The 24,227-nt window shown below is 62.2% G+C and carries 23 protein-coding genes; 11 read left to right on the plus strand and 12 right to left on the minus strand.

Annotated elements, in window-relative coordinates; translation table 11 throughout:
• The first annotated feature begins 50 nt into the window (after nucleotides 1-50).
• From ACP7EW_RS04605 to ACP7EW_RS04640, 8 genes are all read left to right on the plus strand, one after another.
• Entirely contained in the window at nucleotides 51-1,829 is a 1,779-nt protein-coding gene (locus ACP7EW_RS04605) for an acyclic terpene utilization AtuA family protein (protein WP_426215615.1), read from the plus strand.
• Between the two features lie 13 nt (nucleotides 1,830-1,842).
• Nucleotides 1,843-2,715 carry an SDR family oxidoreductase gene (locus tag ACP7EW_RS04610; RefSeq protein ID WP_426215617.1) on the plus strand — a complete coding sequence of 291 codons (873 nt, stop codon included), beginning with the start codon at nucleotides 1,843-1,845 and terminating at the stop codon, nucleotides 2,713-2,715.
• Between the two features lie 3 nt (nucleotides 2,716-2,718).
• Entirely contained in the window at nucleotides 2,719-4,335 is a 1,617-nt protein-coding gene (atuC, locus tag ACP7EW_RS04615; RefSeq protein ID WP_426215619.1) for a geranyl-CoA carboxylase subunit beta, read from the plus strand.
• A 13-nt stretch (nucleotides 4,336-4,348) separates the two neighbouring features.
• Nucleotides 4,349-5,506, plus strand: coding sequence for a citronellyl-CoA dehydrogenase (gene atuD / locus ACP7EW_RS04620; RefSeq protein WP_426215621.1), 1,158 nt, complete (start codon nucleotides 4,349-4,351; stop codon nucleotides 5,504-5,506).
• Nucleotides 5,503-6,264, plus strand: coding sequence for an enoyl-CoA hydratase/isomerase family protein (locus tag ACP7EW_RS04625; protein WP_426215623.1), 762 nt, complete (start codon nucleotides 5,503-5,505; stop codon nucleotides 6,262-6,264). The genes atuD and ACP7EW_RS04625 overlap by 4 nt, the downstream gene beginning before the upstream one ends.
• A gap of 379 nt (nucleotides 6,265-6,643) precedes the next feature.
• A complete protein-coding gene (locus ACP7EW_RS04630; protein ID WP_426215625.1) occupies nucleotides 6,644-8,527 on the plus strand; it encodes an acetyl-CoA carboxylase biotin carboxylase subunit in 1,884 nt (627 codons plus the stop codon).
• Nucleotides 8,528-8,600: 73 nt separating this feature from the next.
• Complete coding sequence (locus ACP7EW_RS04635; protein ID WP_033900803.1) at nucleotides 8,601-9,143, plus strand: exonuclease domain-containing protein; 543 nt, start codon at nucleotides 8,601-8,603, stop codon at nucleotides 9,141-9,143.
• A gap of 63 nt (nucleotides 9,144-9,206) precedes the next feature.
• Nucleotides 9,207-9,491, plus strand: a complete 285-nt coding sequence (locus ACP7EW_RS04640) for a pyrimidine/purine nucleoside phosphorylase (RefSeq protein ID WP_010208796.1) — start codon at nucleotides 9,207-9,209, stop codon at nucleotides 9,489-9,491.
• A gap of 66 nt (nucleotides 9,492-9,557) precedes the next feature.
• On the opposite strand, the gene ACP7EW_RS04645 is transcribed toward ACP7EW_RS04640, so the two are convergent.
• Nucleotides 9,558-10,364, minus strand: coding sequence for an MOSC domain-containing protein (locus ACP7EW_RS04645; RefSeq protein WP_426215628.1), 807 nt, complete (start codon nucleotides 10,362-10,364; stop codon nucleotides 9,558-9,560).
• Nucleotides 10,365-10,403: 39 nt separating this feature from the next.
• Nucleotides 10,404-11,339, minus strand: coding sequence for a chemotaxis protein CheV (locus tag ACP7EW_RS04650; protein WP_010208794.1), 936 nt, complete (start codon nucleotides 11,337-11,339; stop codon nucleotides 10,404-10,406).
• Between the two features lie 540 nt (nucleotides 11,340-11,879).
• On the opposite strand from ACP7EW_RS04650, the gene ACP7EW_RS04655 reads away from it, so the two are divergent.
• The 3 genes from ACP7EW_RS04655 (at nucleotide 11,880) to ACP7EW_RS04665 (ending at nucleotide 14,237) form a co-directional block, all read left to right on the plus strand.
• Nucleotides 11,880-12,329 carry a hypothetical protein gene (locus ACP7EW_RS04655; RefSeq protein WP_177076911.1) on the plus strand — a complete coding sequence of 150 codons (450 nt, stop codon included), beginning with the start codon at nucleotides 11,880-11,882 and terminating at the stop codon, nucleotides 12,327-12,329.
• 361 nt (nucleotides 12,330-12,690) lie between these two features.
• Complete coding sequence (locus ACP7EW_RS04660; protein ID WP_033900800.1) at nucleotides 12,691-13,581, plus strand: sensor histidine kinase; 891 nt, start codon at nucleotides 12,691-12,693, stop codon at nucleotides 13,579-13,581.
• Nucleotides 13,578-14,237: a response regulator transcription factor gene (locus ACP7EW_RS04665; protein ID WP_061449176.1), complete on the plus strand. Its 660-nt coding sequence runs from the start codon at nucleotides 13,578-13,580 to the stop codon at nucleotides 14,235-14,237. The genes ACP7EW_RS04660 and ACP7EW_RS04665 overlap by 4 nt, the downstream gene beginning before the upstream one ends.
• Here ACP7EW_RS04665 and yegS read toward each other — a convergent pair.
• The 10 genes from yegS to ACP7EW_RS04715 all read right to left on the minus strand — a co-directional run bounded on the left by yegS (nucleotide 14,196) and on the right by ACP7EW_RS04715 (nucleotide 24,209).
• Nucleotides 14,196-15,116: a lipid kinase YegS gene (gene yegS, locus ACP7EW_RS04670; RefSeq protein ID WP_426215630.1), complete on the minus strand. Its 921-nt coding sequence runs from the start codon at nucleotides 15,114-15,116 to the stop codon at nucleotides 14,196-14,198. The two genes, ACP7EW_RS04665 and yegS, sit on opposite strands and share 42 nt — an antisense overlap.
• A gap of 682 nt (nucleotides 15,117-15,798) precedes the next feature.
• A complete protein-coding gene (locus ACP7EW_RS04675; RefSeq protein ID WP_058427218.1) occupies nucleotides 15,799-16,191 on the minus strand; it encodes a DUF2802 domain-containing protein in 393 nt (130 codons plus the stop codon).
• Nucleotides 16,192-16,674, minus strand: a complete 483-nt coding sequence (locus tag ACP7EW_RS04680) for a chemotaxis protein CheW (RefSeq protein ID WP_010564003.1) — start codon at nucleotides 16,672-16,674, stop codon at nucleotides 16,192-16,194.
• Nucleotides 16,675-16,754: 80 nt separating this feature from the next.
• Complete coding sequence (locus ACP7EW_RS04685) at nucleotides 16,755-17,552, minus strand: CheW domain-containing protein (RefSeq protein ID WP_426215632.1); 798 nt, start codon at nucleotides 17,550-17,552, stop codon at nucleotides 16,755-16,757.
• Nucleotides 17,552-18,340, minus strand: coding sequence for a ParA family protein (locus tag ACP7EW_RS04690; RefSeq protein ID WP_028617310.1), 789 nt, complete (start codon nucleotides 18,338-18,340; stop codon nucleotides 17,552-17,554). The genes ACP7EW_RS04685 and ACP7EW_RS04690 overlap by 1 nt, the downstream gene beginning before the upstream one ends.
• A gap of 51 nt (nucleotides 18,341-18,391) precedes the next feature.
• On the minus strand, nucleotides 18,392-19,279 hold the full coding sequence (gene motD, locus ACP7EW_RS04695) for a flagellar motor protein MotD (protein WP_426215634.1): 888 nt from the start codon (nucleotides 19,277-19,279) through the stop codon (nucleotides 18,392-18,394).
• Between the two features lie 15 nt (nucleotides 19,280-19,294).
• Nucleotides 19,295-20,035, minus strand: a complete 741-nt coding sequence (locus ACP7EW_RS04700; RefSeq protein ID WP_033900785.1) for a flagellar motor protein — start codon at nucleotides 20,033-20,035, stop codon at nucleotides 19,295-19,297.
• The gene (locus tag ACP7EW_RS04705; protein WP_426215636.1) at nucleotides 20,035-21,165 is read right to left on the minus strand and encodes a protein-glutamate methylesterase/protein-glutamine glutaminase; all 1,131 of its coding nucleotides are present in this window, start codon (nucleotides 21,163-21,165) and stop codon (nucleotides 20,035-20,037) included. Before ACP7EW_RS04705 ends, ACP7EW_RS04700 begins: the two co-directional genes overlap by 1 nt.
• 48 nt (nucleotides 21,166-21,213) lie before the next feature.
• Entirely contained in the window at nucleotides 21,214-23,409 is a 2,196-nt protein-coding gene (locus ACP7EW_RS04710) for a chemotaxis protein CheA (RefSeq protein ID WP_426215638.1), read from the minus strand.
• 11 nt (nucleotides 23,410-23,420) lie between these two features.
• The gene (locus ACP7EW_RS04715) at nucleotides 23,421-24,209 is read right to left on the minus strand and encodes a protein phosphatase CheZ (RefSeq protein ID WP_028617314.1); all 789 of its coding nucleotides are present in this window, start codon (nucleotides 24,207-24,209) and stop codon (nucleotides 23,421-23,423) included.
• Nucleotides 24,210-24,227 lie beyond the last annotated feature (18 nt).

Here is a 24,227-nt window from a genome sequence, read left to right on the forward strand (position 1 = left end):
AAGCGCTTGCTTGGTAGTCTCGCCCGCAGCCATTCGAGGAAGGATTTCTCATGAGCAAGACGGTTCGTATCGGCTGTGCCAGCGCCTTCTGGGGCGACACTTGCACCGCCGCCGCCCAACTGGTGCACGGCGGCACACTGGATTACCTGGTGTTCGACTACCTGGCGGAAGTCACGATGTCGATCCTCGCCGGCGCGCGCATGAAGGATCCCCAGGCGGGTTACGCCACGGACTTTGTCGACGTGCTCACGCCGTTGCTGGCAGATATCCAGCGCCAGGGCATTCGCGTGATCAGCAACGCTGGCGGCATCCATCCCCAGGCCTGCGCCGCCGCCCTGCAAGCGGCCTGCGACAAAGCGGGTGTCGAACTCAAAATCGCCGTGCTGCTGGGCGATGATCTGCAACCCCAACTCAAGCATCTGCACGACATCACCGACATGTTCAACGGCACGCCGTTGCCGCCCGTATGCGTGTCCGCCAATGCTTACCTCGGTGCGCCCGGCATCACCCAGGCGCTGGCGCTGGGCGCGGATATCGTCATCACCGGCCGCGTGGTCGACAGCGCCGTGGTCAGCGCGGCGCTGGTGCATGAGTTCGACTGGTCCTGGCAGGACTACGATCGCCTCGCCCAGGCCGCCTTGGCCGGGCATATCATCGAATGCGGCGCGCAGTGCACCGGCGGTAATTTCACCGATTGGCGCGACGTGCCGGATTACGCACACATCGGTTTTCCCATCGTTGAGGTCAGTGGCGACGGGCAGTTCACCGTCAGTAAGGTCGACGGCACCGGTGGGTTGATCAGCGAACTCAGCGTCGCCGAACAGTTGCTGTATGAAATCGGCGACCCGCGCGCCTATCTGCTGCCAGATGTGATCTGCGACTTCAGCCAGGTCAAATTGCAGCAGCAGGGCAAAAACTGCGTGCGCCTGCATGGCGCCAAGGGCTTGCCGCCCACCGATCATTACAAGGTCAGCGCGACCTACCCGGACGGCTTCCGTTGCACCGCCAGTTGCCTGATCGCCGGAATCGATGCGGTGGCGAAGGCCGAGCGGGTCAGCCAGGCGATCATCGACAAGACCTCGGAGCTGTTCAGCCAACGCGGCTGGGCGCCGTACACCGAGGCGAACATCGAACTGCTCGGCAGCGAAGCGACCTACGGCGCCCACGCAAGGCGCCAGGACTGCCGCGAAGTGGTGGTGAAACTGGCGGTGCGTCACCCGAGTAAACCGGCGCTGGTGCTGTTCGCCCGAGAGATCGCCCAAGCCGCCACCGGCATGGCGCCGGGCCTGACCGGGATCGTCGGCGGACGACCGAGCGTGTACCCGGTGATCCGGCTGTTTTCATTCCTGATCGACAAATCCGCCTGCGAGCTGCTGATCGACTATCAGGGCGAACGCCACGCCTGCCCCCTACCAGTTGCCGACGCCCCCGCCCTGCCCGAAGCACCGATTGACCCGCCCAAACCCCAAGGCCGCGCCGACGCCAGCGTGCCGCTGGTGAAACTGGCCGTGGCGCGCTCCGGCGACAAGGGCAACCACAGCAATATCGGCGTGATCGCCCGCGATCCCGAGTATTTGCCATGGATCGCCGAAACGCTGACCCCGGAAGTGATCGTCGACTGGATGAGCCACGTGCTGGACCCCCTACACGGTCGCGTCGAGCGCTGGTATTTGCCCGGCAGCCACAGCCTCAACTTCCTGCTGGAAAATGCCCTGGGCGGCGGCGGCATCGCCAGCCTGCGCATCGACCCGCAAGGCAAGGCCTTTGCCCAGCAACTGCTGGAAATCCCCATCGCCGTGCCGCAGCACATCGCAGATTCACTCACCTGACAGGAGCCTTGCCGTGGCCTTCGACTCGATCTTCAAAGCCGACCTGTTCCACGGGCGCACCGTGATAGTCACCGGCGGCGGCAGCGGTATTGGCCGCTGCACAGCCCATGAACTGGCGGCCTTGGGTGCCACAGTAATCCTGGTGGGACGCAAGCCGGAAAAACTGCAAAACGTCGCCATCGAGATTGCCGAAGATGGCGGCAGCGCTGCGTGGCAGGCCTGCGACATTCGCGATGAAGAGGCCGTCAAAGCGCTGGTCAAACACATCATTCATGAGCACGGCCCGATCCACGGCCTGGTCAACAATGCGGGGGGCCAATATCCGTCGCCGCTGGCCGCGATCAATCAAAAAGGCTTCGAAACCGTACTGCGCACCAACCTGGTCGGCGGTTTCCTAGTGGCCCGCGAAGTGTTCAACCAATCCATGAGCAAACACGGCGGCGCCATCGTCAACATGCTCGCGGACATGTGGGGCGGCATGCCCGGCATGGGCCACTCGGGCGCCGCGCGCGCCGGCATGGATAATTTCACCAAGACCGCCGCCTTCGAATGGGGCTACGCCGGCGTGCGGGTCAACGCCGTGGCGCCGGGCTGGATCGCCTCCAGCGGCATGGACACCTACGAAGGCGCGTTCAAGGCGGTGATCCCGACCCTGCGCGAACACGTGCCGCTCAAGCGTATCGGCACCGAGTCGGAAGTCAGCGCGGCCATCGTGTTCCTGCTCAGCCCCGCCGCCGCGTTTATCAGCGGCAGCACCCTGCGCATCGACGGAGCGGCCAGCCTGGGCAGCCGCGCCTGGCCGTTGCACAAGGCGCAGGCGCCGAGTGAGCCCTTCAATGGCTTCCACCGCGCCTACCTGCCGGATGTGCTCAAGGCGGAGCAATAAACCATGCCGGTGATTGAATCCTTGATCGACGCCCACAGCGCCCAGTTCGCGCAAAACCGCGAGGCCATGCTGGCGGCCATCGCCCAGCTGCACCAACTGGAACACAACCTGCTCGCCAAGGCCCAGGAAGCCAAGCCCAAGTTCGACAAGCGCGGCCAACTGCTGCCCCGCGAGCGCCTCAACCGGCTGCTGGACCCCGGCGCGCCGTTCCTGGAACTGGCCAGCCTCGCCGGCTACAAGCTGCACGACGACAAGGACGGCAGCGGCGCCGGCGGTGGGTTGATCGCCGGCATCGGCTACGTCAGCGGGGTGCGCACGCTGGTGGTGGCCAATAACAGCGCGATCAAGGGCGGCACCATCTCGCCTACCGGCCTGAAGAAGTCCCTGCGCCTGCAACAGATCGCCCTGGAGAACAAGCTGCCGGTGGTGACCCTGGCCGAAAGCGGCGGCGCCAACCTCAACTATGCCGCCGAGATTTTCGTCGAAGGCGCGCGCAGCTTCGCCAACCAGGCGCGGATGTCGGCCATGGGCTTGCCGCAGATCACCGTGGTACACGGCTCGGCCACGGCCGGCGGCGCGTATCAGCCGGGGCTGTCGGATTATGTGGTGGTGGTGCGTGGCCGGGCCAAACTGTTCCTCGCCGGGCCGCCGCTGCTAAAGGCTGCGACCGGTGAAGTAGCGACGGATGAGGAGTTGGGCGGCGCCGAGATGCACGCACAAATCGCCGGCACAGCCGAATACTTGGCGGAAAACGATGCGGACGGCGTGCGCATCGCACGGGAGATCGTCGGCCTGTTGCCCTGGAATGATCGGCTGCCAATGACGCCAAAACGCACCTACGCAGAGCCGCTCTATCCGATTGAGGAACTGCTGGGGCTGATCCCCGAGGACCCGAAAAAACCCTACGACGTCCGCGAAATCCTCGCGCGCCTGGCTGACGGCTCGCACTTCCTCGAATTCAAAGGCGAGTTCGATGCCCACACCGTCTGCGGCCACCTGCACATCCAGGGCCGCGCCGTCGGGGTGATCGGCAACAACGGTCCGATCACGCCCAAGGGCGCGAGCAAGGCCGCGCAATTTATCCAACTGTGCGACCAGAGCCGCACGCCGCTGCTGTTCCTGCACAACACTACCGGTTTCATGGTCGGCACCGAGTCGGAGCAGCAAGGGGTGATCAAGCACGGCGCAAAGATGATCCAGGCGGTGGCCAATGCCCGCGTGCCTAAACTGACCATTGTGGTCGGCGGTTCTTATGGCGCCGGCAACTATGCAATGTGCGGGCGCGGCCTGGACCCGCGCTTTATCTTCGCCTGGCCCAACAGCCGCACGGCGGTGATGGGCGGTGCGCAGGCGGGCAAAGTCCTGCGCATTGTCACCGAGGCCAAGCAATTGAAGGACGGTCTGGTGCCGGATCCCAAGGTGCTGGACATGCTGGAACAAGTCACCGCGCAGAAGCTCGACAGCCAGTCCACCGCACTTTATGGCAGCGCGAACCTGTGGGATGACGGGCTGATTGATCCACGGGATACGCGAACCTTGCTGGGCTTTCTGCTGGATATCTGCCACGAAGCCGAAGTGCGTGAGTTGCAGGCCAATACCTTCGGTGTAGCGCGTTTTTAGGAGAACCATAAAAATGATCTTTACCCAGGAACACCAGGAACTGCGCCGCACCGTCCGCGCCTTTGTCGACCGCGAGATCAACCCCCATGTGGACGAATGGGAAAAGGCCGGACGCTTTCCCATCCACGATATTTTCCGCAAGGCCGGCGACCTCGGCCTGCTGGGCATTTCCAAGCCTGAGAAATTCGGCGGCATGGGCCTGGACTACAGCTATTCCATCGTCGCCGCCGAAGAGTTTGGCACCATCCGCTGTGGCGGCATCCCCATGTCCATCGGCGTGCAGACCGACATGTGCACCCCCGCCCTCGCCCGCTTCGGCAGCGATGAACTGCGCGACGAATTCCTGCGCCCGGCCATCAGCGGCGAGCAGGTCGGTTGCATCGGCGTCTCGGAAACCGGCGCCGGCTCCGACGTGGCCGGGCTCAAGACCCACGCGCGCAAGGACGGCGACGACTACGTGATCAACGGCAGCAAAATGTGGATCACCAACTCGCCCAGCGCGGACTTCATCTGCCTGCTCGCCAACACCTCCGACGACAAGCCGCACATCAACAAATCGCTGATCATGGTGCCGATGAACACCCCCGGCATCAGCGTCAGCCCGCCCCTGGAAAAACTCGGCATGCACAGCTCCGAGACCGCCCAGGTGTTCTTCGACAGCGTGCGCGTGCCCCAGCGCAACCGCATCGGCCACGAAGGCGCGGGGTTCATGATGCAGATGCTGCAGTTCCAGGAAGAACGCCTGTTTGGCGCGGCCAATATGATCAAGGGCCTGGAGCACTGCATCGACAGCACCATCGAATACTGCAAGGAGCGCCAGACCTTCGGCAAAGCGCTGATCGACAACCAGGTCATCCACTTTCGCCTGGCTGAACTCGCCACCGAAATCGAATGCCTGCGCGCGCTGGTCTACCAGGCCACCGAGCAATACATCAAAGGCCAGGACGTGACGCGCCTGGCCTCCATGGCCAAGCTCAAGGCCGGGCGCCTGGGCCGCGAAGTCAGCGACAGTTGCCTGCAATATTGGGGCGGCATGGGCTTCATGTGGGACAACCCCGTGGCCCGCGCTTACCGGGACGTGCGCCTGGTCTCGATCGGCGGCGGCGCCGACGAAATCATGCTGGGCATCATCTGCAAATTGATGGGCACCTTGCCGGGGAAAAAACCATGAACACCCTGCTGCTCGAACCCCATAACGGCGTACTGCACATCACCCTCAACCGACCGGAATGCCGCAACGCGATGAGCCTGGCAATGGTCAATGAACTGCGCAGCGTGCTCGCGCAGTTGGACAGCCAGACCCGGGCCGTGGTGATCAGCGGCGCGGGCGGGCACTTTTGCGCCGGGGCGGATGTGAAGGACCTGGTCACCGCAGGCAATCAACTGCAAGCGCTGAACCGGGCATTCGGCACTTTGCTGCAGGCAGTGGAAGCCGTGCCGCAAGTGGTGATCGTGGTGCTGCAAGGCGCGGTGCTGGGCGGCGGTTTTGGCCTGGCGTGCGTGAGCGATATCGCCATCGCCGATCACCAGGCGCAATTCGGCCTGCCGGAAACCAGCCTGGGCTTGTTACCGGCACAGATTGCACCCTTTGTGGTGAAACGGATTGGCCTGACCCAGGCACGCCGCTTGGCGCTGACCGCCGCGCGCTTTGATGGCGTAGAAGCCGAGCGACTGGGCGTCGTGCACTTTACCGAGCGCGATCCACAGGCGCTGGCAGAACGATTGGATGAAGTATTGAGCCAGGTCCTGAAGTGTGCGCCAAGCGCCAATGCACGGACCAAAGCGCTGCTGCTTGCGAGCGTGGATGAGCCGCTGGAGGCGGTGCTGGATCGCGGAGCGCAGTGGTTTGCCGAGGCGGTGAGGAGTGAGGAAGGGATTGAGGGGACGCAGGCGTTTGTGCAGAAGCGGAAACCGAAGTGGTGCAGATGACGCCTTCGCGGGCAAGCCCGCTCCCACATTTTGAACCGAGCACACCCCATACAACACCGGTCGGCTACCAGGCCGCCGCGCTTTTGATTTTGGGCGCCCCGTCAAACACGCTGGCCGAACGCAGGCTTGAATCCGTGGGTAACCCGGCAGGACGCCGGGTTAGCCGTCCTGGGCCAAGGATGGCCCATGACGGCGGCCCACGGATTCAAGCCGGAGTGAGGGCACACCGAGCCTAGGCGAGGTGCCGAGTGTTGGGGCGAAGGCCTTTTGGTTACTTTTGGCTGGGCCGGCATTCCGGCCTTTCCAAAAGTGACCCGCTGTAAGAGCGGAACCCATAGCAGCCGTTACCCAAACAACGGATATGTACCCGGAGCAAGAAATGCCAAAGCTCACCAAAATCCTGATCGCCAACCGCGGCGAAATCGCCTGCCGCATCCAACGCACCGCCCAGGCCTTGGGCTATCGCACCGTGGCCATCTACAGCGACGCCGACGCCCAGGCCCTACATGTGCAAATGGCCGACGAAGCCGTCCCCATCGGCCCGGCCCCCGTCCACCAGTCATACCTCAACATCGAAGCCATCCTCAACGCCGCCAAACGCACAGGTGCCGACGCCATCCACCCCGGCTACGGCTTCCTCTCCGAAAACCCCGACTTCGCCCGCGCCTGCCAACACGCCGGCCTCACCTTCATCGGCCCCAGCGTTGAGGCCATCGAACTGATGGGCAGCAAACGCCTGTCCAAACTCGCCATGCTCGACGCCGGGGTACCCTGCATCGCCGGCTACCAAGGCAACGCCCAGGACGACGCCACCCTGCAACAGGAAGCCGACCGCATCGGCTACCCGCTGATGATCAAAGCCAGCGCCGGCGGCGGCGGTCGCGGCATGCGCCTAGTCCACCAATCGAAAGACCTGCTGGACAATTTGCACACCGCCCGCTCGGAAGCCAAAAACGCCTTCGGCAGCGACGAACTGATCCTCGAGCACGCCTTGGTCGACCCGCGCCACGTCGAAATCCAGCTGTTTGGCGACAGCCACGGCCACCTCATTTACCTCGGCGAGCGCGACTGTTCGATCCAGCGCCGCCATCAAAAGGTCATCGAAGAAGCCCCCTGCCCTGTCATGACGCCCGAGTTGCGCCAAGCCATGGGCGAAGCCGCGCTGAAGGCTGGACGTGCGGTGAACTACGTCGGCGCCGGCACCGTGGAATTCCTGCTCGACCGCCACGGCCGTTTCTACTTCCTGGAAATGAACACGCGCCTGCAAGTGGAACACCCAGTGACCGAACTGATCACCGGCCTCGACCTGGTGGACTGGCAGCTGCAGATCGCCGCCGGCCAGCCGCTGCCCCTGACACAGGCCGACGTCACCCTCAGCGGCCATGCCATGGAAGTGCGCCTGTACGCCGAAGACCCGGCCCAGGGCTTCCTGCCGCAAACTGGCGATGTAGTGCGCTGGGAGCCAGCCCCTGGCGTGCGTATCGACCACGGCGTGATCGAAGGCCAACGCATCAGCCCGTTCTATGACCCGATGCTGGGCAAGCTCATCGCCCATGGCGCCACCCGCGAAGAGGCGCGTCGCAAATTGCTCCGGGCGGTGGAAGACACGGTGTTGCTGGGCGTCGCGACCAACCAGCCGTTGCTGGTGGATTTGCTCAAGCATCCGGACTTTGTTGGCGGCGATTTCAGTACCGGGTTTATCGCTGAGCACTTCAGCGATATCCCAACCCTGACGCCGTCACCCGAACAACTCGCCCTGGCCGCCGCGCTGTTTTACCAGCACAGCGCCAACCAGCATCCCCAAGGCCTGGCGGGGTGGCGCAACAACGCCAGCGCACCTTGTATTTATCGCTTGGAGGTCAACGGAGACATCCACACCGTCAGTGCCGCCCCCCTGCAACTCACCACCGACGGTCGCCACGTCACCCTGGTGTTCAACGGCATCCGGCGCCGTATCGCCTATCATCTTGACGCCGACCAGTTGTGGCTGCCCGGCCTGAAGGTGATCAACCGCACCCAGCAAGTCGCCAACCGCCAGGCCGACGCCAGCAGCGGCACGGTCAAGGCGCCGATGGACGGTGCAATCGTCGATGTGCGGGTCAGCGCCGGCGACAGCGTGACCAAAGGCCAGCTGCTGCTGGTGCTCGAAGCCATGAAAATGGAGCATCCGCTGACGGCCGGTATCGACGGCGTGATCAAAGGCGTGCAGGTGATTGCCGGTGATCAAGTGCGCAATCGTCAGGTTCTGCTGGAGATCGTCTGACCCCTAGGCGGAACTACAGGGCCGGGCTACGCTCTATCCCCAACAGAAAGGGAAGAGTACGGGAACCTGCACGATGCCTCATTGGCTGATTATTGACCTTGAAGCCACAACGGATGAAGGCGGCTGGCCCGTGACGGAGATGGAAGTCATCGAGATCGGCGCGAGCCTGGTCAACCGCCAGGGCCGCGAGCTGGACCACTTCCAGCGCTTTGTGCGACCGCTGCGCCGGCCTTTGCTGACGCCCTTTTGCCGCCAACTGACGCACATCACCCAGGCCAACATCGATGGTGCGGCGCCGATTACCGAGGTGTGGCCGCTGTTCGAGCGCTGGCTGGGCCAGCATCAGCCGCGCCTGGAAGGCTGGGCCAGCTGGGGCGACTATGATCGCCGGCAGCTGGAACTGGAATGGCAACGCCATGGCCTGGCCAGCGCCCTCGCCACCACGCCCCATGTGAACCTCAAGCAGCGCTTCGCCAAGGCCCGGCGCCTGGACAAGCCCCTGGGGCTCAATGGCGCCCTGCAATTGGCGGGGATGCAGTTCCATGGCCAGCAACATCGGGCACTGGAGGATGCACGCAATACGGCGCGCCTCCTGCCGCTGATATTGCCGGTCTAGGCAGCTTCCCTGCCCTTGGGCATACTGGCCGACCTTTCCAGACCCTTTTCCGAGGAATCGCCCATGTTTAAAGTCAACGAGTACTTCGACGGCACCGTCAAGTCGATCGCTTTCGGCACCGCAGAAGGTCCGGCGACCATCGGCGTCATGGCCCCCGGCGAATACGAGTTCGGCACCGCCCAGCGTGAAATCATGCACGTGGTGTCCGGCGCCCTGACCGTCAAACTGCCGGATGCCAGCGAGTGGGAAACCTTCGCCGCCGGCAGCCAGTTCAACGTGCCGGCCAACAGCAAGTTCCAGCTGAAGGTTGCCGTGGACACCGCTTACCTGTGCGAATACCGCGGCTAAGGGTTTCCCGGAAGCAAAAAAATGCCCGTCTCGCAGGAGACGGGCATTTTTTATGCGTGAAGAAAACTATTCCAGGATCGTCACCGGCATCCCGACTTCCAACCGCCCAATGCCATCGTTGACCAGGTTCTGGCCGAAAATCGCGCCGTCTTCGGTCTTGCGGTAAGCCTCCAGCGTGGCGAAGGGTTCGCGGTCTGCGCTGCGCTCGCCGGTCTGCGGGTCGATGGTGGTGAGGATACAGCGCGAACACGGCTTGACCGCGCGGAACTCCACGTCGCCGATACGCAGGCGTTTCCAGCCATCTTCGGCGAAGGCTGCGCTGCCTTCGATGACCAGGTTGGGACGAAAACGCAGCATTTCCATGGGGCGGCCGATGCGCTGGGAAAGGTCGTCCAGCGACGCCTGGCCGATCACCAGCAGCGGGTAACCATCGGCAAACGCGACCTGGTCGTCGTCCTTGCCGTAACCGGCCTGGGTGGTGCGGGCACGCTCGACGGGGATCTGCACCAGGCGCGTCGGCTTGCCGATGAAATCGCTGACCCAGGCCGCCGCCGCGTCGCCCGCATCGGGCACGCGCAAGGTGTCACGCCAGATGGTCACGCCACGCAACTCGGCGTCGTTGCCGGGCAGCGCCACGTCCAGCGGCGTGTAGCCCGGCGAGCTCAGGGTGAGGCCGCCGCTGCTGTTCCACAGTGCCGACAGTTGGCTCATCTTCGCCACGGCACGCTGCGTGAGGAAACGCCCACTGCCTTCATCCACCAGCATCCAGCGTCGGTCCCCGTCCACCCCGAGCTTATCCAGGCCGACCTGTTGCAGGGTTTCGGCCTTGCCGGACTTCAAGGGGTAACGGTACAACGCGCTGAGACGAAGCATGGGCCTGCATTCCTGAGGGGCAAAGCCATCACCCTAAGGTCAAGCGGGCACTTCGTCCAGCATCAGACGCTGACGCACCACATCCACCAGCTTGTCGGGCTGGAATTTGGACAGGAAGTTGTCGCAGCCGACCTTCTTGACCATCGAGTCGTTGAAGCTGCCCGACAACGAGGTGTGCAGCACCACATACAGGCCACGCAGGCGCGGGTCGTTGCGGATCTCGGTGGTGAGGCGATAGCCGTCCATCTCGGGCATTTCTGCGTCGGTGAAGATCATCAGCAGCTTGTCGGTCATCACCTGGCCGCTGTCGGCCCAGGCCTTGAGCATGTTCAGCGCCTTGAGGCCGTCGCTGGCGATGTGCATCTTCACCCCCAGTTGACCGAGGGTGTCGCGCAGTTGCGAGAGGGCCACATTAGAGTCATCCACCAGCAGCACTTCGCGGCCACGGGCACGCTCCAGCACCGGGTCTTCGAGTTTTTCACGGGAGACCTTGGCGTTGTACGGCACGATCTCGGCCAGGACTTTTTCCACGTCGATGATTTCCACCAACTGGTCGTCGACTTTGCTGATGGCCGTGAGGTAATGCTGGCGACCGGCGCTGGTCGGCGGCGGCAGGATGGCTTCCCAGTTCATGTTAACGATGCGGTCCACGCCGCCCACCAGGAACGCCTGCACCGAGCGGTTGTACTCGGTGACGATAATGGTGCTGTTGGGGCCCGGCACCAGCGGGCGCATGCCGATGGCCTGGGACAGATCGATTACCGGCAAGGTCTGGCCCCGCAGGTTGACCACGCCACACACGAACGGATGGCGCTGTGGCATCAAGGTCAGCTTGGGCAGTTGCAGCACTTCCTGCACCTTGAACACGTTGATCGCGAACAGCTGACGCCCGAACAGGCGGAACATGAGGATCTCCAGGCGATTCTCACCCACCAGTTGCGTGCGTTGATCTACCGTGTCGAGAATGCCGGCCATTAAAAGCTCCTGATGCGCTAAGGGATTGTGCAGCTCACTTAAGGCTTGTTATCGGCGGCAAGCGCCAGACCTTGACCCGTGTAAAATGCCACGTAAATTCATTGATGTCACACTGACATCATGGTTTACTGCGCTGGCCTCTCCAGAGAGGGGTACAGCGACGTTGCGCGACATTCAATTCGACGCAAGGTTCCGCCATGTAAGGGATTCCCCTACGCACAATCAGGCCCAACCTGATATTCGCAATATCTAATAGCCATTAATGTGACGCCATTCTCAATGCATGAATGGAGTCAGGCTTTTGTTTGCCATCCCAAGCCCTCGGCCCACGGGCCTTCCAGACATTCAACTGTCGGCAATTGAAGGTGTGCAATTGACCCCGCTCATAAGGGCCGCGCACAGCCGTCGCCATCACTCTAATAAGCTTCCTACTGATTATTCAGAAGCGACCTACAGATTCCAGTCATATTTCAGCGCTAGTTTTAAGCCATTCACCCGGTGCGACATCTCATCACCCGACCTTATGTTGTGGAGACTTGCATGATGAACGACGGTAACGAGTGGCAACTTGCACTTCCCGAATTCCTTCAGGAAGCTGAAAAGCTGCTGATCAAATCGGAAGAGTGCCTGAGCCACCTGCATTTGATCCGAAACGACAGTGACGCTATCGACTGCATGAAAATCAGCCTGATCAAGCTCGCCGAAAGAGCAGATTGCCTTGCCCTGCAGGCCATCAGCGAATTCTCGCGGCACATCCAGTACCTGATCGCCAATGCCGAAAGCCCGCTGCAACTGCATGATCAAGCCTTGGACGCCTTGGAAGAATGCCTGAAGTTACTGGCCTGGCAGTTGGAGTTGATTGATGTAAAGACAGGCCAACTGGCATTGGATGAAGCGGAGCAAACGACATTGATCGCCACAGTGACACTGCATATTCCGCAGAAAGACTTCGCCTTTAAACCGCAGCAGCGGGTGCATCACGTGTCTTGAGCGGATATCAGGTCGCATTTAAATCAAAAGTTATCTGAAAACGACTCATCCAGTGGAATTGAATCACGCAGGCAAAGATATCAATTAGCCATTAACGGTAATAACGATACAACCGAACAGAAATAATATAACTACCCCACTCCATGAACTCTGGGAATACCGCCCGGAGCATTTGCGCGGCTAATAACCCAGTCGGACACAGCACCAGGCGACCAACGGTAATAGTGGTGGTACTATGCCCCGCTCGAAGTGACTCAACTTCATCATGCATAAAAACGATTCGATAACGCATTCCAAACAGAGCCCTGTCAGCCGCCGTGACCGGACTTCCCGCAGCGAACCTTCATTGGCTCCATCCGCTATGTACGCCTACCTCAAGACACTCATCGCAAGGTCCGCGTCCCGCAGTAATGCACGCCGTCTGATCCTCGCCCTGTGCCTTGGCTCGCTGCTGCTGAGCCTGTGGGCCTACAGTTTCTCCGCCGCCTTGCCGTTGCTGGTGCTGCTCAACCTGGCCACGCTGCTGGTGGTTGGCCTGCAACAGTGGCACTCGCGCAAATCCATCAAGTTCCAGCCTCAGGAACTGGCCGATCGCCTGTTGCAAGTGCAGGAAAACGAACGCCACCGCCTGAGCCGTGAGCTGCATGACGATATCGGCCAACTGCTCACCGCCGCCAAGCTGCAAAGCGAATGGCTCAAGCGCCGCCTGCCCGAAGACCTGCAAAGCCAGTGCACAGTGCTGTGCAACACCCTGAATGAAACCCTGGCCAAGGTGCGTGACGTCTCAGCCATCCTCAACCCTCGCCAGCTGGCCAGCCTGGGCCTGGAAGCCAGCCTGCGCGCGCACCTGCTCAAGACCCTGGAAAACACCCCGATTCACTGGAGCCTGGAATGCCAACAGCGGCTGACCGGCATCCCGGAAGAAATGGCCGTTGCGGCCTTTCGCATCACCCAGGAAGCGGTGACCAACATGCTACGCCACGCCCAGGCGCGCAATCTGTTGGTACGCCTGCAACGCCTACCCGAGGGCCTGTCGCTGAGTATCTGCGATGACGGCCAGGGTTTTTCGCCGGCCATCAACCCGGGCCTGGAAGGCCAGCGGGGCATGGCCGGCATGTCAGAGCGGATTGATCAGCTTGGCGGTTCGTTATCCGTCAACAGCCAACCAGGCAAAGGGACACGGATCGACGCGCTTTTCCCCTGGGCGCCACGCGCCCTCGAACGGGCCAGTTCCCCTAAGGTTCTCGAGTGACCTGCACATTACTCCTGGTGGATGACCATGCACTGATCCGGGCCGGCGTACGCGCGCTGGTCCAGGACATTCCCGGCTACACGGTGGTCGGTGAGGCCAGCGATGGCGCACAGTTGCTGGAGCAGTTCAGCGCCCTGCTGCCCGATATCGTGCTGTTGGACCTGTCGATGAAACACACCGGCGGCCTGGATGCCCTGCAGCAACTCAAGCGCGCCTACCCCAAGAGTCGCGTGCTGATCCTGTCAATGCACACCGACCCGGAACTGATCATGTGCGCGCTGGAGTCCGGCGCCCATGGCTACCTGCTCAAGGACACCACCGCCAACGAGCTGGAACACGCGCTGTTGGCCCTGCGCAACAACGAGCGCTACCTGAGCCCGGCGATTGCCCACACCGTGATCAACCAGGCGCTGGTACGCAGCCAGGGCCCCACTACCCCGGCCGGCCACAGCCACAACCTTACGGCGCGGCAGTTGGAGATCCTGCGATTGATTGTGCGCGGCAAGTCCACCCGGGAAATCGCCCACGGCCTGGGCCTTAGCATCAAGACCGTGGAAGCGCACCGCTCGCAGATCATGAAGCGCCTGCAGATTTTCGACGTGGCCGGCCTGGTGTTATTCGCGGTGCGCGAGCAGATCATCAGCCTGGACGACTAACGGCGAATCCACCGGCAAGTGCACACGCAAGGCCTTGGGCAGGGCCTCGAAGTGCAAGTCATCGCCCTCCAGCGGTTCGCCATCCAGGTTGATGTAAAGGCCCTGTGCGACCTTGATATTCACCCACGGCAGGCGCGCACGGACGAACATGGTGTCCAGGCCCCAGCCGTTGTTCATCAGCCCTCGCAACGTCCCCACCACTTCCTGGGGCGCGGGCAGGATGCTGACATCCAGCAAGCCGTCATCGGCCATGGCGCCGGGGCATAGCTCATGGCCGCCGCCCGCTTGGCGACCGTTGCCGATGCCCAGGGCGAGCAGCTCGCCTTTCCAGTGGAAATCGGGGCCATCGAGTTCGGCGTAGGCAGCCTTCAGCTCGCTGAAACGGGTCAGGCCGGTGAACAGGTAGGCGGCGCCGCCCAGGACTTTCTTCAAGTCTTCGGAGGTGTTGGCGGTGACTTGGCTGCCGAAACCGCCGGTGGCCATGTTGAGGAAGATTTGCCCGCCGACCTGGCCGAGGTCGATGGCCCTTGGTGGCACGTCCAGCAGCGCCAGGGCCGGGGCGGGTTCGAGCGGCACGCCGGCGGCCTTGGCGAAGTCGTTGGCGGTGCCCAGGGGCATCAGCACCAGGCTGGCGTCGGTCTTGGCCTGGGCCATGGCTTCGGCGACGTCGCGCAAGGTGCCGTCGCCGCCGCCGGCGATGATATGGGTGTAGCCGTCTGCCAGGGCTTCGTTGACCAGGCGTTGGGCGTCGCCGCCTTCCCATGTGACCCGCACCGCCAACTCGCCGCCCTGCTCGCGCCGTGCCTGCACGGCGGTGCGGACGTCCTCGTTGAGGGCTTGCTTGCCGTGGAGGATCAACAGGGCTTTGGGGGTGGTCATTGGTGGGTTACTCCAGGATTCAAAGGTGCTTGGAGGATGGGACCTTTGGGGAGGGGGTTTGGTTTACTTGGGGCATATCCATTTTTTTGGCAACGGCTGATATTGGTTCCGCCCTTACGGCGGGTCACTTTGGAAAAGAGCCGGAATGCCGGCCCAACCCAAAGTAACCAAAGGGCTCTTGCCCCAACACTCGGCACCTCGCTTAGGCTCGGTGTGCCCGTAATCCGACAGTGATTTGGGGGGCCGCCTAAGATCAAAATCAAAAGCAAAAGCACAGCGGCCTGACAGCCGGCTTGAGTGGTGTAGAGCATCTGGATAAACACGGCGTCTTCACGTTTTTCGCCGGCAAGCCGGCTCCTACAGAGGACAAAAAACGTATCCACGATGCGAAGCGAGTCGCTCTTGATCTTGATTTGAGGCGCCCCGTTAAACACGCTGGCCGAACGCAGGCTTTGGAGCGTGGGTAACCCGGCAGGACGCCGGGTTAGCCGCGCTGGGCCAAGGATGGCCCATCGCGGCGGCCCACGCTCCAAAGCCGGAGTGAGGGCACACCGAGCCTAGGCGAGGTGCCGAGTGTTGGGGCAGAGACCTTTTGGTTACTTTTGGGGCGTTTGCCAAAAGTGACCCGCTGTAAGAGCGGAACCATAGGCAGCCGTTACCTAAATAACGGATATGTACCCAGTCAACTCTTGTGAAGCTTACTCATCAGTTGCGCCTCAGCCTGAGTCAACCCACAAGACTGCGTCAACTCATCCACCGTAGCCCCCATCCCCACCAACTTGGCAGCCTGGGCAAACGAAAGACTCGAAGGATCCCGCTGCTCAATCTGCGCCAACTTATCCGGCAACGGCGCAAGAATCGCGCGCAATTCATGCACCTCGTCCCCGACCTTCACCGCACTCTGCTGAAAGTGATCAACCCGCTTGACCAGCTCCAACACACGCCGATCACGCACTGCATCACGCTCAGCCTGCTGCAACAACAGTTCACGCTGCTGACGCACATAGCGCAACAGAAATGCCAAAGTCCCGGCCCACAACAGGGCCAGGACAATCACCGCGGCCTCAAGGAACAATCAGATGCTCTCCAGTTCCGACCATTCTTCTTCGCTCATCATCTTGTCCAGCTCAACCAGAATCAGCAGCTCGCCGTTCTTGTTGCACACGCCCTGGATGAACTTGGCGGACTCTTCGTTACCCACGTTCGGCGCGGTTTCCACTTCCGATTGGCGCAGGTAGACCACTTCGGCCACGCTGTCGACCATGATCCCGACCACTTGCTTGTCGGCCTCGATGATGACGATACGCGTGTTGTCATTGACTTCAGTCGGCACCAGGCCGAAACGCTGGCGGGTGTCGATCACCGTCACCACATTGCCGCGCAGGTTGATGATGCCCAGCACGTAGCTCGGCGCACCCGGCACCGGGGCGATTTCGGTGTAGCGCAGCACTTCCTGCACGCGCATCACGTTAATGCCGTAGGACTCGTTGTCCAGTTTGAAGGTCACCCATTGCAGGATCGGATCATCCAAACCTTGTGCGGACGCTGACTTGTTCATACCCCTGACCCCTTCAAATGCCGTATGACACGGCGTGTGTGCTTCACTGACCGCATTCGCATGCGGCCCTTATTGTTCAATCAACTGTGTTTGTTCAGTGGCATCGACTTGACGGCACCGCTGGCGATCAACTCGGCCAGTTCGGCAACGTCGAGCAACGCGCACATGTGTTCGATCACGGTGCCCGCCAGCCAAGGCCGTTGGCCGCGGTGGCTGCGCCATTTGATTTCGTTCGGGTCCAGGCGCAACGAGCGGCTGACTTGATGCACCGCCAGCCCCCACTCGTAGCCCTGCACCGAGATCACGTATTGCAGGCCCTGGCGGAAGTCATCGCGGTAGCGGTCGGGCATGACCCAGCGCGCGGTGTCCAGGACTTTGAGGTTACCGGCCTGGCTGGGCAGGATGCCGAGGAACCACTCCGGTTGCCCGAACAACGGCGTCAGCTCCTGGCCTTCCAGCGAATAGATCGAGCCCAGGCACACCAACGGCACTGCCAGGGTCAAGCCGGCGACGTCGAACAGCAGGCATTCGAACGGCTCGGCAGCCCAGTTTGGGCGGCCATCACCGGTCACCGGCGGCGGCGTGATGCTCGGCGGCAGATGCACTTCCACCACGGGCTCGACCACGACAGGAGCAGGGGCAACCACCACAGGCGCCACCACTACCGGCGTAATCGGCACTACGACCTGCGCATCACGGGCTTGTTCTTCCAGCACCGCCAACTGGAATTCATCCAGCGCGGCTTCGGGTTCGACAGCCGGTTCCAGCACCAGGATCGGCTCCGGCAATTCTTCGGCGGTCGCATCTTGCAGCAGGGCATCCAGGTAGGATTCCAGCGCCAGTTGCGGCCGGGTCTTGAGTTCGACAGGACGGTTCATCACGCCACCTGCGCCACAAGCTGTTGCGACAACAGGTGCTTGAGCAGCGCCCGGTAGGCGAGTACGCCACGGCTCTTGCCGTCGAACTGCGACGGCGCAAGGCCCGCACGGCTGGCGTCACGCAGGCGCGTGTCCACCGGGATGTAGCCGTTCCAGATGGTGTCCGGGTAGGCATCGCGCAGCACGCGCAGGGTGCCAAGGGACGCTTGGGTGCGGCGGTCGAACAGGGTCGGCACGATGCTGAACGGCAGCGCTTGTTTGCGCGAACGGTTGATCATCGCCAGGGTGCTGACCATGCGCTCCAGGCCTTTGACGGCCAGGTGTTCGGTCTGCACCGGGATCACCAACTGCTGGCTCGCCGCCAAGGCGTTGACCATCAACACGCCGAGCAACGGCGGGCTGTCGATGATTGCGTAGTCGAAGTCCTGCCACAGTTGCGCCAGGGTCTTGGCGATCACCAGGCCCAACCCGCTCTGCCCCGGCGACTGACGCTCAAGGGTGGCCAGGGCGGTGCTGGACGGCAGCAGGGAAATGCTTTCGTTGCTGGTAGGCAGCAGCAGTTGCCCCGGCAGATCAGCCGGTACGCTGCCCTTGTGCAGGAACAGGTCGTAGTTGCTGTGCTCCAGCGCGTCCGGGTCGTAGCCGAAATAGCTGGTCATGGAGCCGTGCGGGTCCAGGTCCACCACGACCACGCGCTTGCCCGCCTCGGCCAGCAAGCCAGCTAAGGCGATGGACGTGGTGGTCTTGCCGACCCCACCTTTTTGATTGGCAACTGCCCAGACTCTCATTCGGTTGGTTCCTCCCGGCAGGCACAGGCGCGACCGAGACATTGCATAAGGTTATTGAGCCGGCGACGGAGAATTGACGGCGCTCTGACGAACCGGCGGTTTTACAGGGGGCGGTGCAGTTTGTGTGCCAGCCCGCTTCAGGGCCGCATCCGGTGTTGCATTGGCGGTGCCGGTGCCGGTCAGGCTGCGGCGCACATCCAGGTTGCGCGACACCACCAACACCACTCGACGGTTCTTTGCGCGGCCCTCTACCGTGGCGTTATTGGCCACCGGCTGGAACTCGCCATAGCCTACCGACGCCAGGCGACCTGGGTTCACACCCTGCATCGCTAGCATGCGCACGATGCTCGCGGCACGCGCTGACGACAGTTCCCAGTTGGTCGGGTACTGCGCCGTGCTGATCGGAAAATTGTCGGTAAAACCTTCGACGTGGATCGGGTTCTCGAACGGCCGCAGAATCGCCGCCACCTTGTCGATAATGGTGAACGCCTGGTCGCTGGGCATCGCATCGGCACTGGCGAAAAGCAGGCTGGAATTGAGCTCGATCTCCACCCACAACTCGTTGCCGCGCACGGTCATCTGGTTGGAACTGATCAAGTCGCCAAACGCGGCACTGATGTCGTCGGCGATGCTTTTCAGTGGATCGCTGGTGCCACCCACGCCGGCAGCGGTTTCATCGCTGTCGTTGACCAGCGGCTTGGCCGGCGTCACGGTCTTGGGCCGCTCTTCGCCGATCGGGATCGGCTTGAGCGCGCGGTCGGCGTCGTTGAACACGCCGATCAACGCCTGGGAAATAACCTTGTACTTGCCTTCGTTGATCGACGAGATGGAGTACATCACCACGAAAAACGCGAACAGCAAGGTGATGAAGTCCGCGTAGGACACCAACCACCGCTCGTGGTTGACGTGTTCTTCAGGCTCGCGACGGCGACGGCTCACAATGAATACCTCCCATCAATCCATGAAGCCCTGAAGCTTCAATTCGATGGAGCGCGGGTTCTCACCCTCGGCAATCGACAAGATGCCTTCAAGCAACATCTCGCGGTAACGCGACTGGCGCATGGCAATCGACTTGAGTTTGCTCGCCACCGGCAACAACACCAGGTTGGCACTGGCCACGCCGTAGATGGTGGCGACAAACGCCACGGCAATACCGCTGCCCAGTTGCGAAGGGTCGGCCAGGTTGCCCATCACGTGGATCAGGCCCATCACCGCACCGATGATGCCGATGGTCGGCGCGTAGCCGCCCATGCTTTCGTAGACTTTCGCGGCGTTGATGTCGCGGCTTTCCTGGGTGTAGAAATCCACCTCCAGGATGCTGCGGATCGCTTCCGGTTCGGCACCATCGACCAGCAATTGCAGGCCTTTGCGTGCGTAGCTGTCGGGTTCTGCATCGGCCACACCTTCCAGGCCCAGCAGGCCTTCCTTGCGGGCGGTGAGGCTCCAGTTGACCACACGGTCGATGCCACCCGGCAAGTCGACACGCGGCGGAAAAATGATCCAGATAAGGATCTGCATGGCGCGCTTGAACGAGCTCATGGGCGACTGCAACAACGCCGCGCCCACGGTGCCGCCGATCACGATCAACGCGGCCGGACCGTTGGCCAGGGCGCCGAGGTGACCGCCTTCGAGGTAGTTGCCGCCAATGATCGCGACAAACGCCATGATGATACCGATCAGGCTCAAGACATCCATTAGAGGCAGGCCTCCACCAGATGCTTACCGATGTCGTCCAGGCTGTAGACGGCGTCGGCCAGGTCGGCCTTGACGATGGCCATGGGCATGCCATAGATCACGCAGCTGGCTTCGTCCTGGGCCCAGATGGCACTGCCGCCCTGCTTGAGCAGGCGCGCGCCTTCACGACCGTCGGCGCCCATGCCGGTGAGCACCACCGCCAGAACTTTGTCGCCGTAGGACTTGGCCGCCGAACCAAAGGTGATGTCCACGCATGGTTTGTAGTTCAGGCGCTCATCGCCCGGCAGGATTTTGATCGCGCCACGGCCGTCCACCATCATTTGCTTGCCACCCGGCGCCAGTAACGCCAGACCAGGACGCAGGATGTCGCCATCCTCGGCTTCCTTGACGCTGATGCGGCACAGCTTGTCCAGGCGCTCGGCGAACGCTTTGGTGAAGGCTGCGGGCATATGCTGGATCAACACGATCGGCGCCGGGAAGTTGGCCGGCAGTTGGGTCAATACCCGCTGCAGGGCCACCGGGCCGCCGGTGGAGGTGCCGATAGCCACCAGCTTGTAGGCTTTGCGTTTTGGCGCAGGCGAGTGGGCAGCCGCAGGCGCAGCGGCGCGAACCGGTGCGACGGCAGGCCGTACAACCGGCGCAGGCGCTGGGCGAGCAAACGATGACGTCGGCGCAGCCGGTGCCGCAACCGGTGCAGGCGTCGGCGCGGGCGCGCTGAACAGGCTACGACGGTTGCTGCGCGAAATGCTGTGCACTTTCTCGCACAGCAGTTGCTTGACCTTCTCGGGATTGCGCGAGATGTCTTCGAAATTCTTCGGCAGGAAGTCCACCGCACCAGCGTCCAGCGCATCCAGGGTGACCCGGGCGCCTTCGTGCGTCAGCGAGGAGAACATCAATACCGGGGTCGGGCAGCGTTGCATGATATGCCGGACTGCGGTGATGCCATCCATCATCGGCATCTCGTAGTCCATGGTGATCACGTCCGGTTTCAACGCAATGGCTTGATCAATCGCCTCTTTGCCGTTGGTGGCCGTGCCGACCACCTGGATGCTTGGATCGGCGGAAAGAATTTCCGAGACGCGGCGGCGGAAGAAACCCGAATCGTCCACCACCAGGACCTTGACTGCCATAAACACTCCGTTAGGCGGGGCGGGCAATACCGCCCTGCCCCACCAGAATCAAATACGCCGAGCGGCGTAACGCTTGAGCATGCTCGGAACATCGAGAATCAGCGCGATCCGACCGTCACCGGTGATGGTCGCACCCGACATGCCCGGGGTTCCCTGCAGCATTTTGCCCAAAGGCTTGATGACCACTTCTTCCTGGCCCACCAGCTGATCGACCACAAAGCCGATGCGCTGGGTGCCCACGGAGAGAATCACCACATGGCCTTCGCGCTGCTCTTCATGCTTGGCCGAGGCCACCAGCCAACGCTTGAGGTAGAACAGGGGCAACGCCTTGTCGCGCACGATCACCACTTCCTGGCCGTCCACCACGTTGGTGCGCGACAGGTCGAGGTGGAAGATCTCGTTGACGTTGACCAGCGGGAAGGCGAACGCCTGGTTGCCCAGCATCACCATCAGGGTCGGCATGATCGCCAGGGTCAACGGCACCTTGATCACGATCTTCGAGCCCTGGCCCTTGGTCGAGTAGATGTTGATCGAGCCATTGAGCTGGCTGATCTTGGTCTTCACCACGTCCATGCCGACGCCACGGCCGGACACGTCGGAAATCTCGGTCTTGGTCGAGAAGCCCGGGGCGAAGATCAGGTTGTAGCACTCGGTGTCGGTCAGGCGGTCGGCGGCGTCCTTGTCCATCACACCACGCTTGACCGCGATGTTGCGCAGGATGGTCGGGTCCATGCCTTTGCCGTCGTCAGTGATCGACAGCAGGATATGGTCGCCTTCTTGCTCCGCCGCCAGGATCACTTTGCCGCCACGGGACTTGCCCGAGGCTTCGCGTTCTTCCGGGGTTTCCACGCCGTGGTCGACGGCGTTGCGCACCAAGTGGACCAACGGGTCGGCCAGGGCCTCGACCAGGTTCTTGTCGAGGTCGGTTTCTTCACCCACCAGTTCCAGGTTGATTTCTTTCTTCAGCTGACGCGCCAGGTCGCGGACCAGGCGTGGGAAGCGGCCGAAGACTTTCTTGATCGGCTGCATCCGCGTTTTCATCACGGCGGTCTGCAGGTCGGCCGTCACCACGTCGAGGTTCGACACGGCCTTTTGCATGGCTTCATCACCGCTGCTCAGACCCAGACGCACCAGGCGGTTACGCACCAGCACCAGTTCGCCGACCATGTTCATGATGTCGTCCAGGCGTGCGGTATCAACCCGTACGGTGGTTTCGGCTTCACTGGCAGGCTTCTCGGCCACCGGTGCGGCGGCGGCACGTGCCGGAGCAGGCGCCGGAGCAGGCGCAGGCTTGGCGGCCGGAGCCGGCGCGGCTGCCTTGGCAGCGACCGGTGCAGCCGTGGCAACAGCAGCAGCGGCCGGGGCCGCTTCGCTGAACTTGCCCTTGCCGTGCAATTCGTCCAGCAGCGATTCGAACTCATGATCGGAGATCAGGCCGTCGCCAGCCGGTGCTGCACTCGCGGCGGCAGGCGCTGCGGCCGTGGCGGCGACTTCCGGCAAGGCGTCGGCCACGAAGGTGCCCTTGCCGTGCAGTTGGTCGAGCAACGCTTCGAATTCGTCGTCGGTAATATCGGTGTTGGCTTTAGCAGCAGGTGCCTCGGGCACAGCGGCAGGTGCCACGGCGTCGGCCGCGAACTGGCCTTTGCCGTGCAACTGGTCGAGCAGGGATTCGAACTCAGCGTCGGTGATGTCTTCGCTGGTTGGCGCAGCGACAGGCGCCTTTGGCGCGTCTGCCTCGGCCTTCACGGCACTGAGGGAGTTGAGCAGTTGTTCGAACTCGCTGTCGGTCACATCCGGTTCGGCCTCGGCCACAGGCTCGGGCGCGGCCTCGACCACAGGCGCAGCCGAGGTGTCCGCCGGTTCCGCCAGGCGCGCCAGGGCGGCCAGCAGTTCCGGGGTGGCGGCGGTAATCGGTGCACGGTCGCGCACCTCGCTGAACATGCCGTTGACCGCATCCAGTGCTTCGAGAATCACGTCCATCAATTCCGAATCAACGTGACGCTCACCCTTGCGCAGGATGTCGAACACGTTCTCGGCGATGTGGCAGCACTCCACCAGCTCATGGAGCTGGAGGAAGCCGGCGCCCCCTTTTACAGTGTGAAAACCGCGAAAAATTGCATTGAGCAGGTTCGCATCATCCGGTCGGCTTTCCAGCTCGACCAGTTGCTCGGACAACTGCTCTAAAATTTCGCCGGCCTCTACAAGGAAATCCTGAAGGATTTCTTCATCGGCGCCGAAGCTCATGTGGGTGCTCCTTAGAAGCCTAAACTGGATAACAGGTCATCGACATCATCTTGACCCGATACAACGTCTTCACGTTTATCGGCATGAATCTGCGGACCTTCACCCTTGGCGAGATGTTTTTTTGGATCTTTTTCCGAGAGGATCGCTTCGCGGTCATGTTCAATACCGGCAAAACGGTCTACCTGGCCTGCCATCAGCACTAATTTGAGCAAGTTGCTTTCCACTTCGGTGACCAACTGGGTCACACGCTTGATCACCTGACCGGTGAGGTCCTGGTAATCCTGGGCGAGCAGAATGTCGTTGAGGTTGCTGGAAACCGTGCGGTTTTCCTGCTCGCTGCGTGACAAGAACCCTTCGACCCGACGCGCCAATTCACGAAACTCTTCAGCGCCCACTTCGCGGCGCATGAAACGGCCCCAGTCGTTGCTCAGGGCCTGGGCTTCGTTGGCCATGCCGTTGACCAGGGGCGTGGCGTTTTCCACCAGGTCCATGGTGCGGTTGGCCGCCGCCTCAGTCAGCCTGACCACATAGGACAAGCGTTCGGTGGCATCGGTGATCTGCGAGATTTCCTCGGCCTGGGGCATATGCGGGTCAATCTGGAAATTGACGATCGCACTGTGCAGCTCGCGTGTGAGCTTGCCCACTTCCTGGTACAGGCCGCGGTCACGGGTCTGGTTGAGCTCATGGATTAACTGCACCGCGTCGCCGAACTGGCCTTTTTCAAGGCTGTCGACCAACTGGTGAGCATGCTTTTTCAGGGTCGACTCGAAGTCTCCCTGTGACGTTTCTTTATGCTCCATAGCTCCCCCGCGATGGCA

Source organism: Pseudomonas sp. DWRC2-2, from assembly GCF_049897885.1.
In the GTDB taxonomy this organism is placed as follows: domain Bacteria; phylum Pseudomonadota; class Gammaproteobacteria; order Pseudomonadales; family Pseudomonadaceae; genus Aquipseudomonas; species Aquipseudomonas azotoformans_A.

Excerpts from the sequence above, each read along its gene's own strand:
- ACP7EW_RS04660 (WP_033900800.1), top strand. The coding sequence starts at position 12,691 with ATGTACGCCTACCTCAAGACACTCATCGCAAGGTCCGCGTCCCGCAGT.
- ACP7EW_RS04625 (WP_426215623.1), top strand. The coding sequence starts at position 5,503 with ATGAACACCCTGCTGCTCGAACCCCATAACGGCGTACTGCACATCACC.
- ACP7EW_RS04700 (WP_033900785.1), bottom strand. The coding sequence starts at position 20,035 with ATGGATGTCTTGAGCCTGATCGGTATCATCATGGCGTTTGTCGCGATC.
- yegS (WP_426215630.1), bottom strand. The coding sequence starts at position 15,116 with ATGACCACCCCCAAAGCCCTGTTGATCCTCCACGGCAAGCAAGCCCTC.
- ACP7EW_RS04655 (WP_177076911.1), top strand. The coding sequence starts at position 11,880 with ATGATGAACGACGGTAACGAGTGGCAACTTGCACTTCCCGAATTCCTT.
- ACP7EW_RS04650 (WP_010208794.1), bottom strand. The coding sequence starts at position 11,339 with ATGGCCGGCATTCTCGACACGGTAGATCAACGCACGCAACTGGTGGGT.
- ACP7EW_RS04680 (WP_010564003.1), bottom strand. The coding sequence starts at position 16,674 with ATGAACAAGTCAGCGTCCGCACAAGGTTTGGATGATCCGATCCTGCAA.
- ACP7EW_RS04715 (WP_028617314.1), bottom strand. The coding sequence starts at position 24,209 with ATGGAGCATAAAGAAACGTCACAGGGAGACTTCGAGTCGACCCTGAAA.
- ACP7EW_RS04630 (WP_426215625.1), top strand. The coding sequence starts at position 6,644 with ATGCCAAAGCTCACCAAAATCCTGATCGCCAACCGCGGCGAAATCGCC.
- ACP7EW_RS04645 (WP_426215628.1), bottom strand. The coding sequence starts at position 10,364 with ATGCTTCGTCTCAGCGCGTTGTACCGTTACCCCTTGAAGTCCGGCAAG.
- ACP7EW_RS04635 (WP_033900803.1), top strand. The coding sequence starts at position 8,601 with ATGCCTCATTGGCTGATTATTGACCTTGAAGCCACAACGGATGAAGGC.
- ACP7EW_RS04640 (WP_010208796.1), top strand. The coding sequence starts at position 9,207 with ATGTTTAAAGTCAACGAGTACTTCGACGGCACCGTCAAGTCGATCGCT.
- ACP7EW_RS04685 (WP_426215632.1), bottom strand. The coding sequence starts at position 17,552 with ATGAACCGTCCTGTCGAACTCAAGACCCGGCCGCAACTGGCGCTGGAA.
- atuC (WP_426215619.1), top strand. The coding sequence starts at position 2,719 with ATGCCGGTGATTGAATCCTTGATCGACGCCCACAGCGCCCAGTTCGCG.
- ACP7EW_RS04705 (WP_426215636.1), bottom strand. The coding sequence starts at position 21,165 with ATGGCAGTCAAGGTCCTGGTGGTGGACGATTCGGGTTTCTTCCGCCGC.
- ACP7EW_RS04710 (WP_426215638.1), bottom strand. The coding sequence starts at position 23,409 with ATGAGCTTCGGCGCCGATGAAGAAATCCTTCAGGATTTCCTTGTAGAG.
- ACP7EW_RS04690 (WP_028617310.1), bottom strand. The coding sequence starts at position 18,340 with ATGAGAGTCTGGGCAGTTGCCAATCAAAAAGGTGGGGTCGGCAAGACC.
- atuD (WP_426215621.1), top strand. The coding sequence starts at position 4,349 with ATGATCTTTACCCAGGAACACCAGGAACTGCGCCGCACCGTCCGCGCC.
- ACP7EW_RS04605 (WP_426215615.1), top strand. The coding sequence starts at position 51 with ATGAGCAAGACGGTTCGTATCGGCTGTGCCAGCGCCTTCTGGGGCGAC.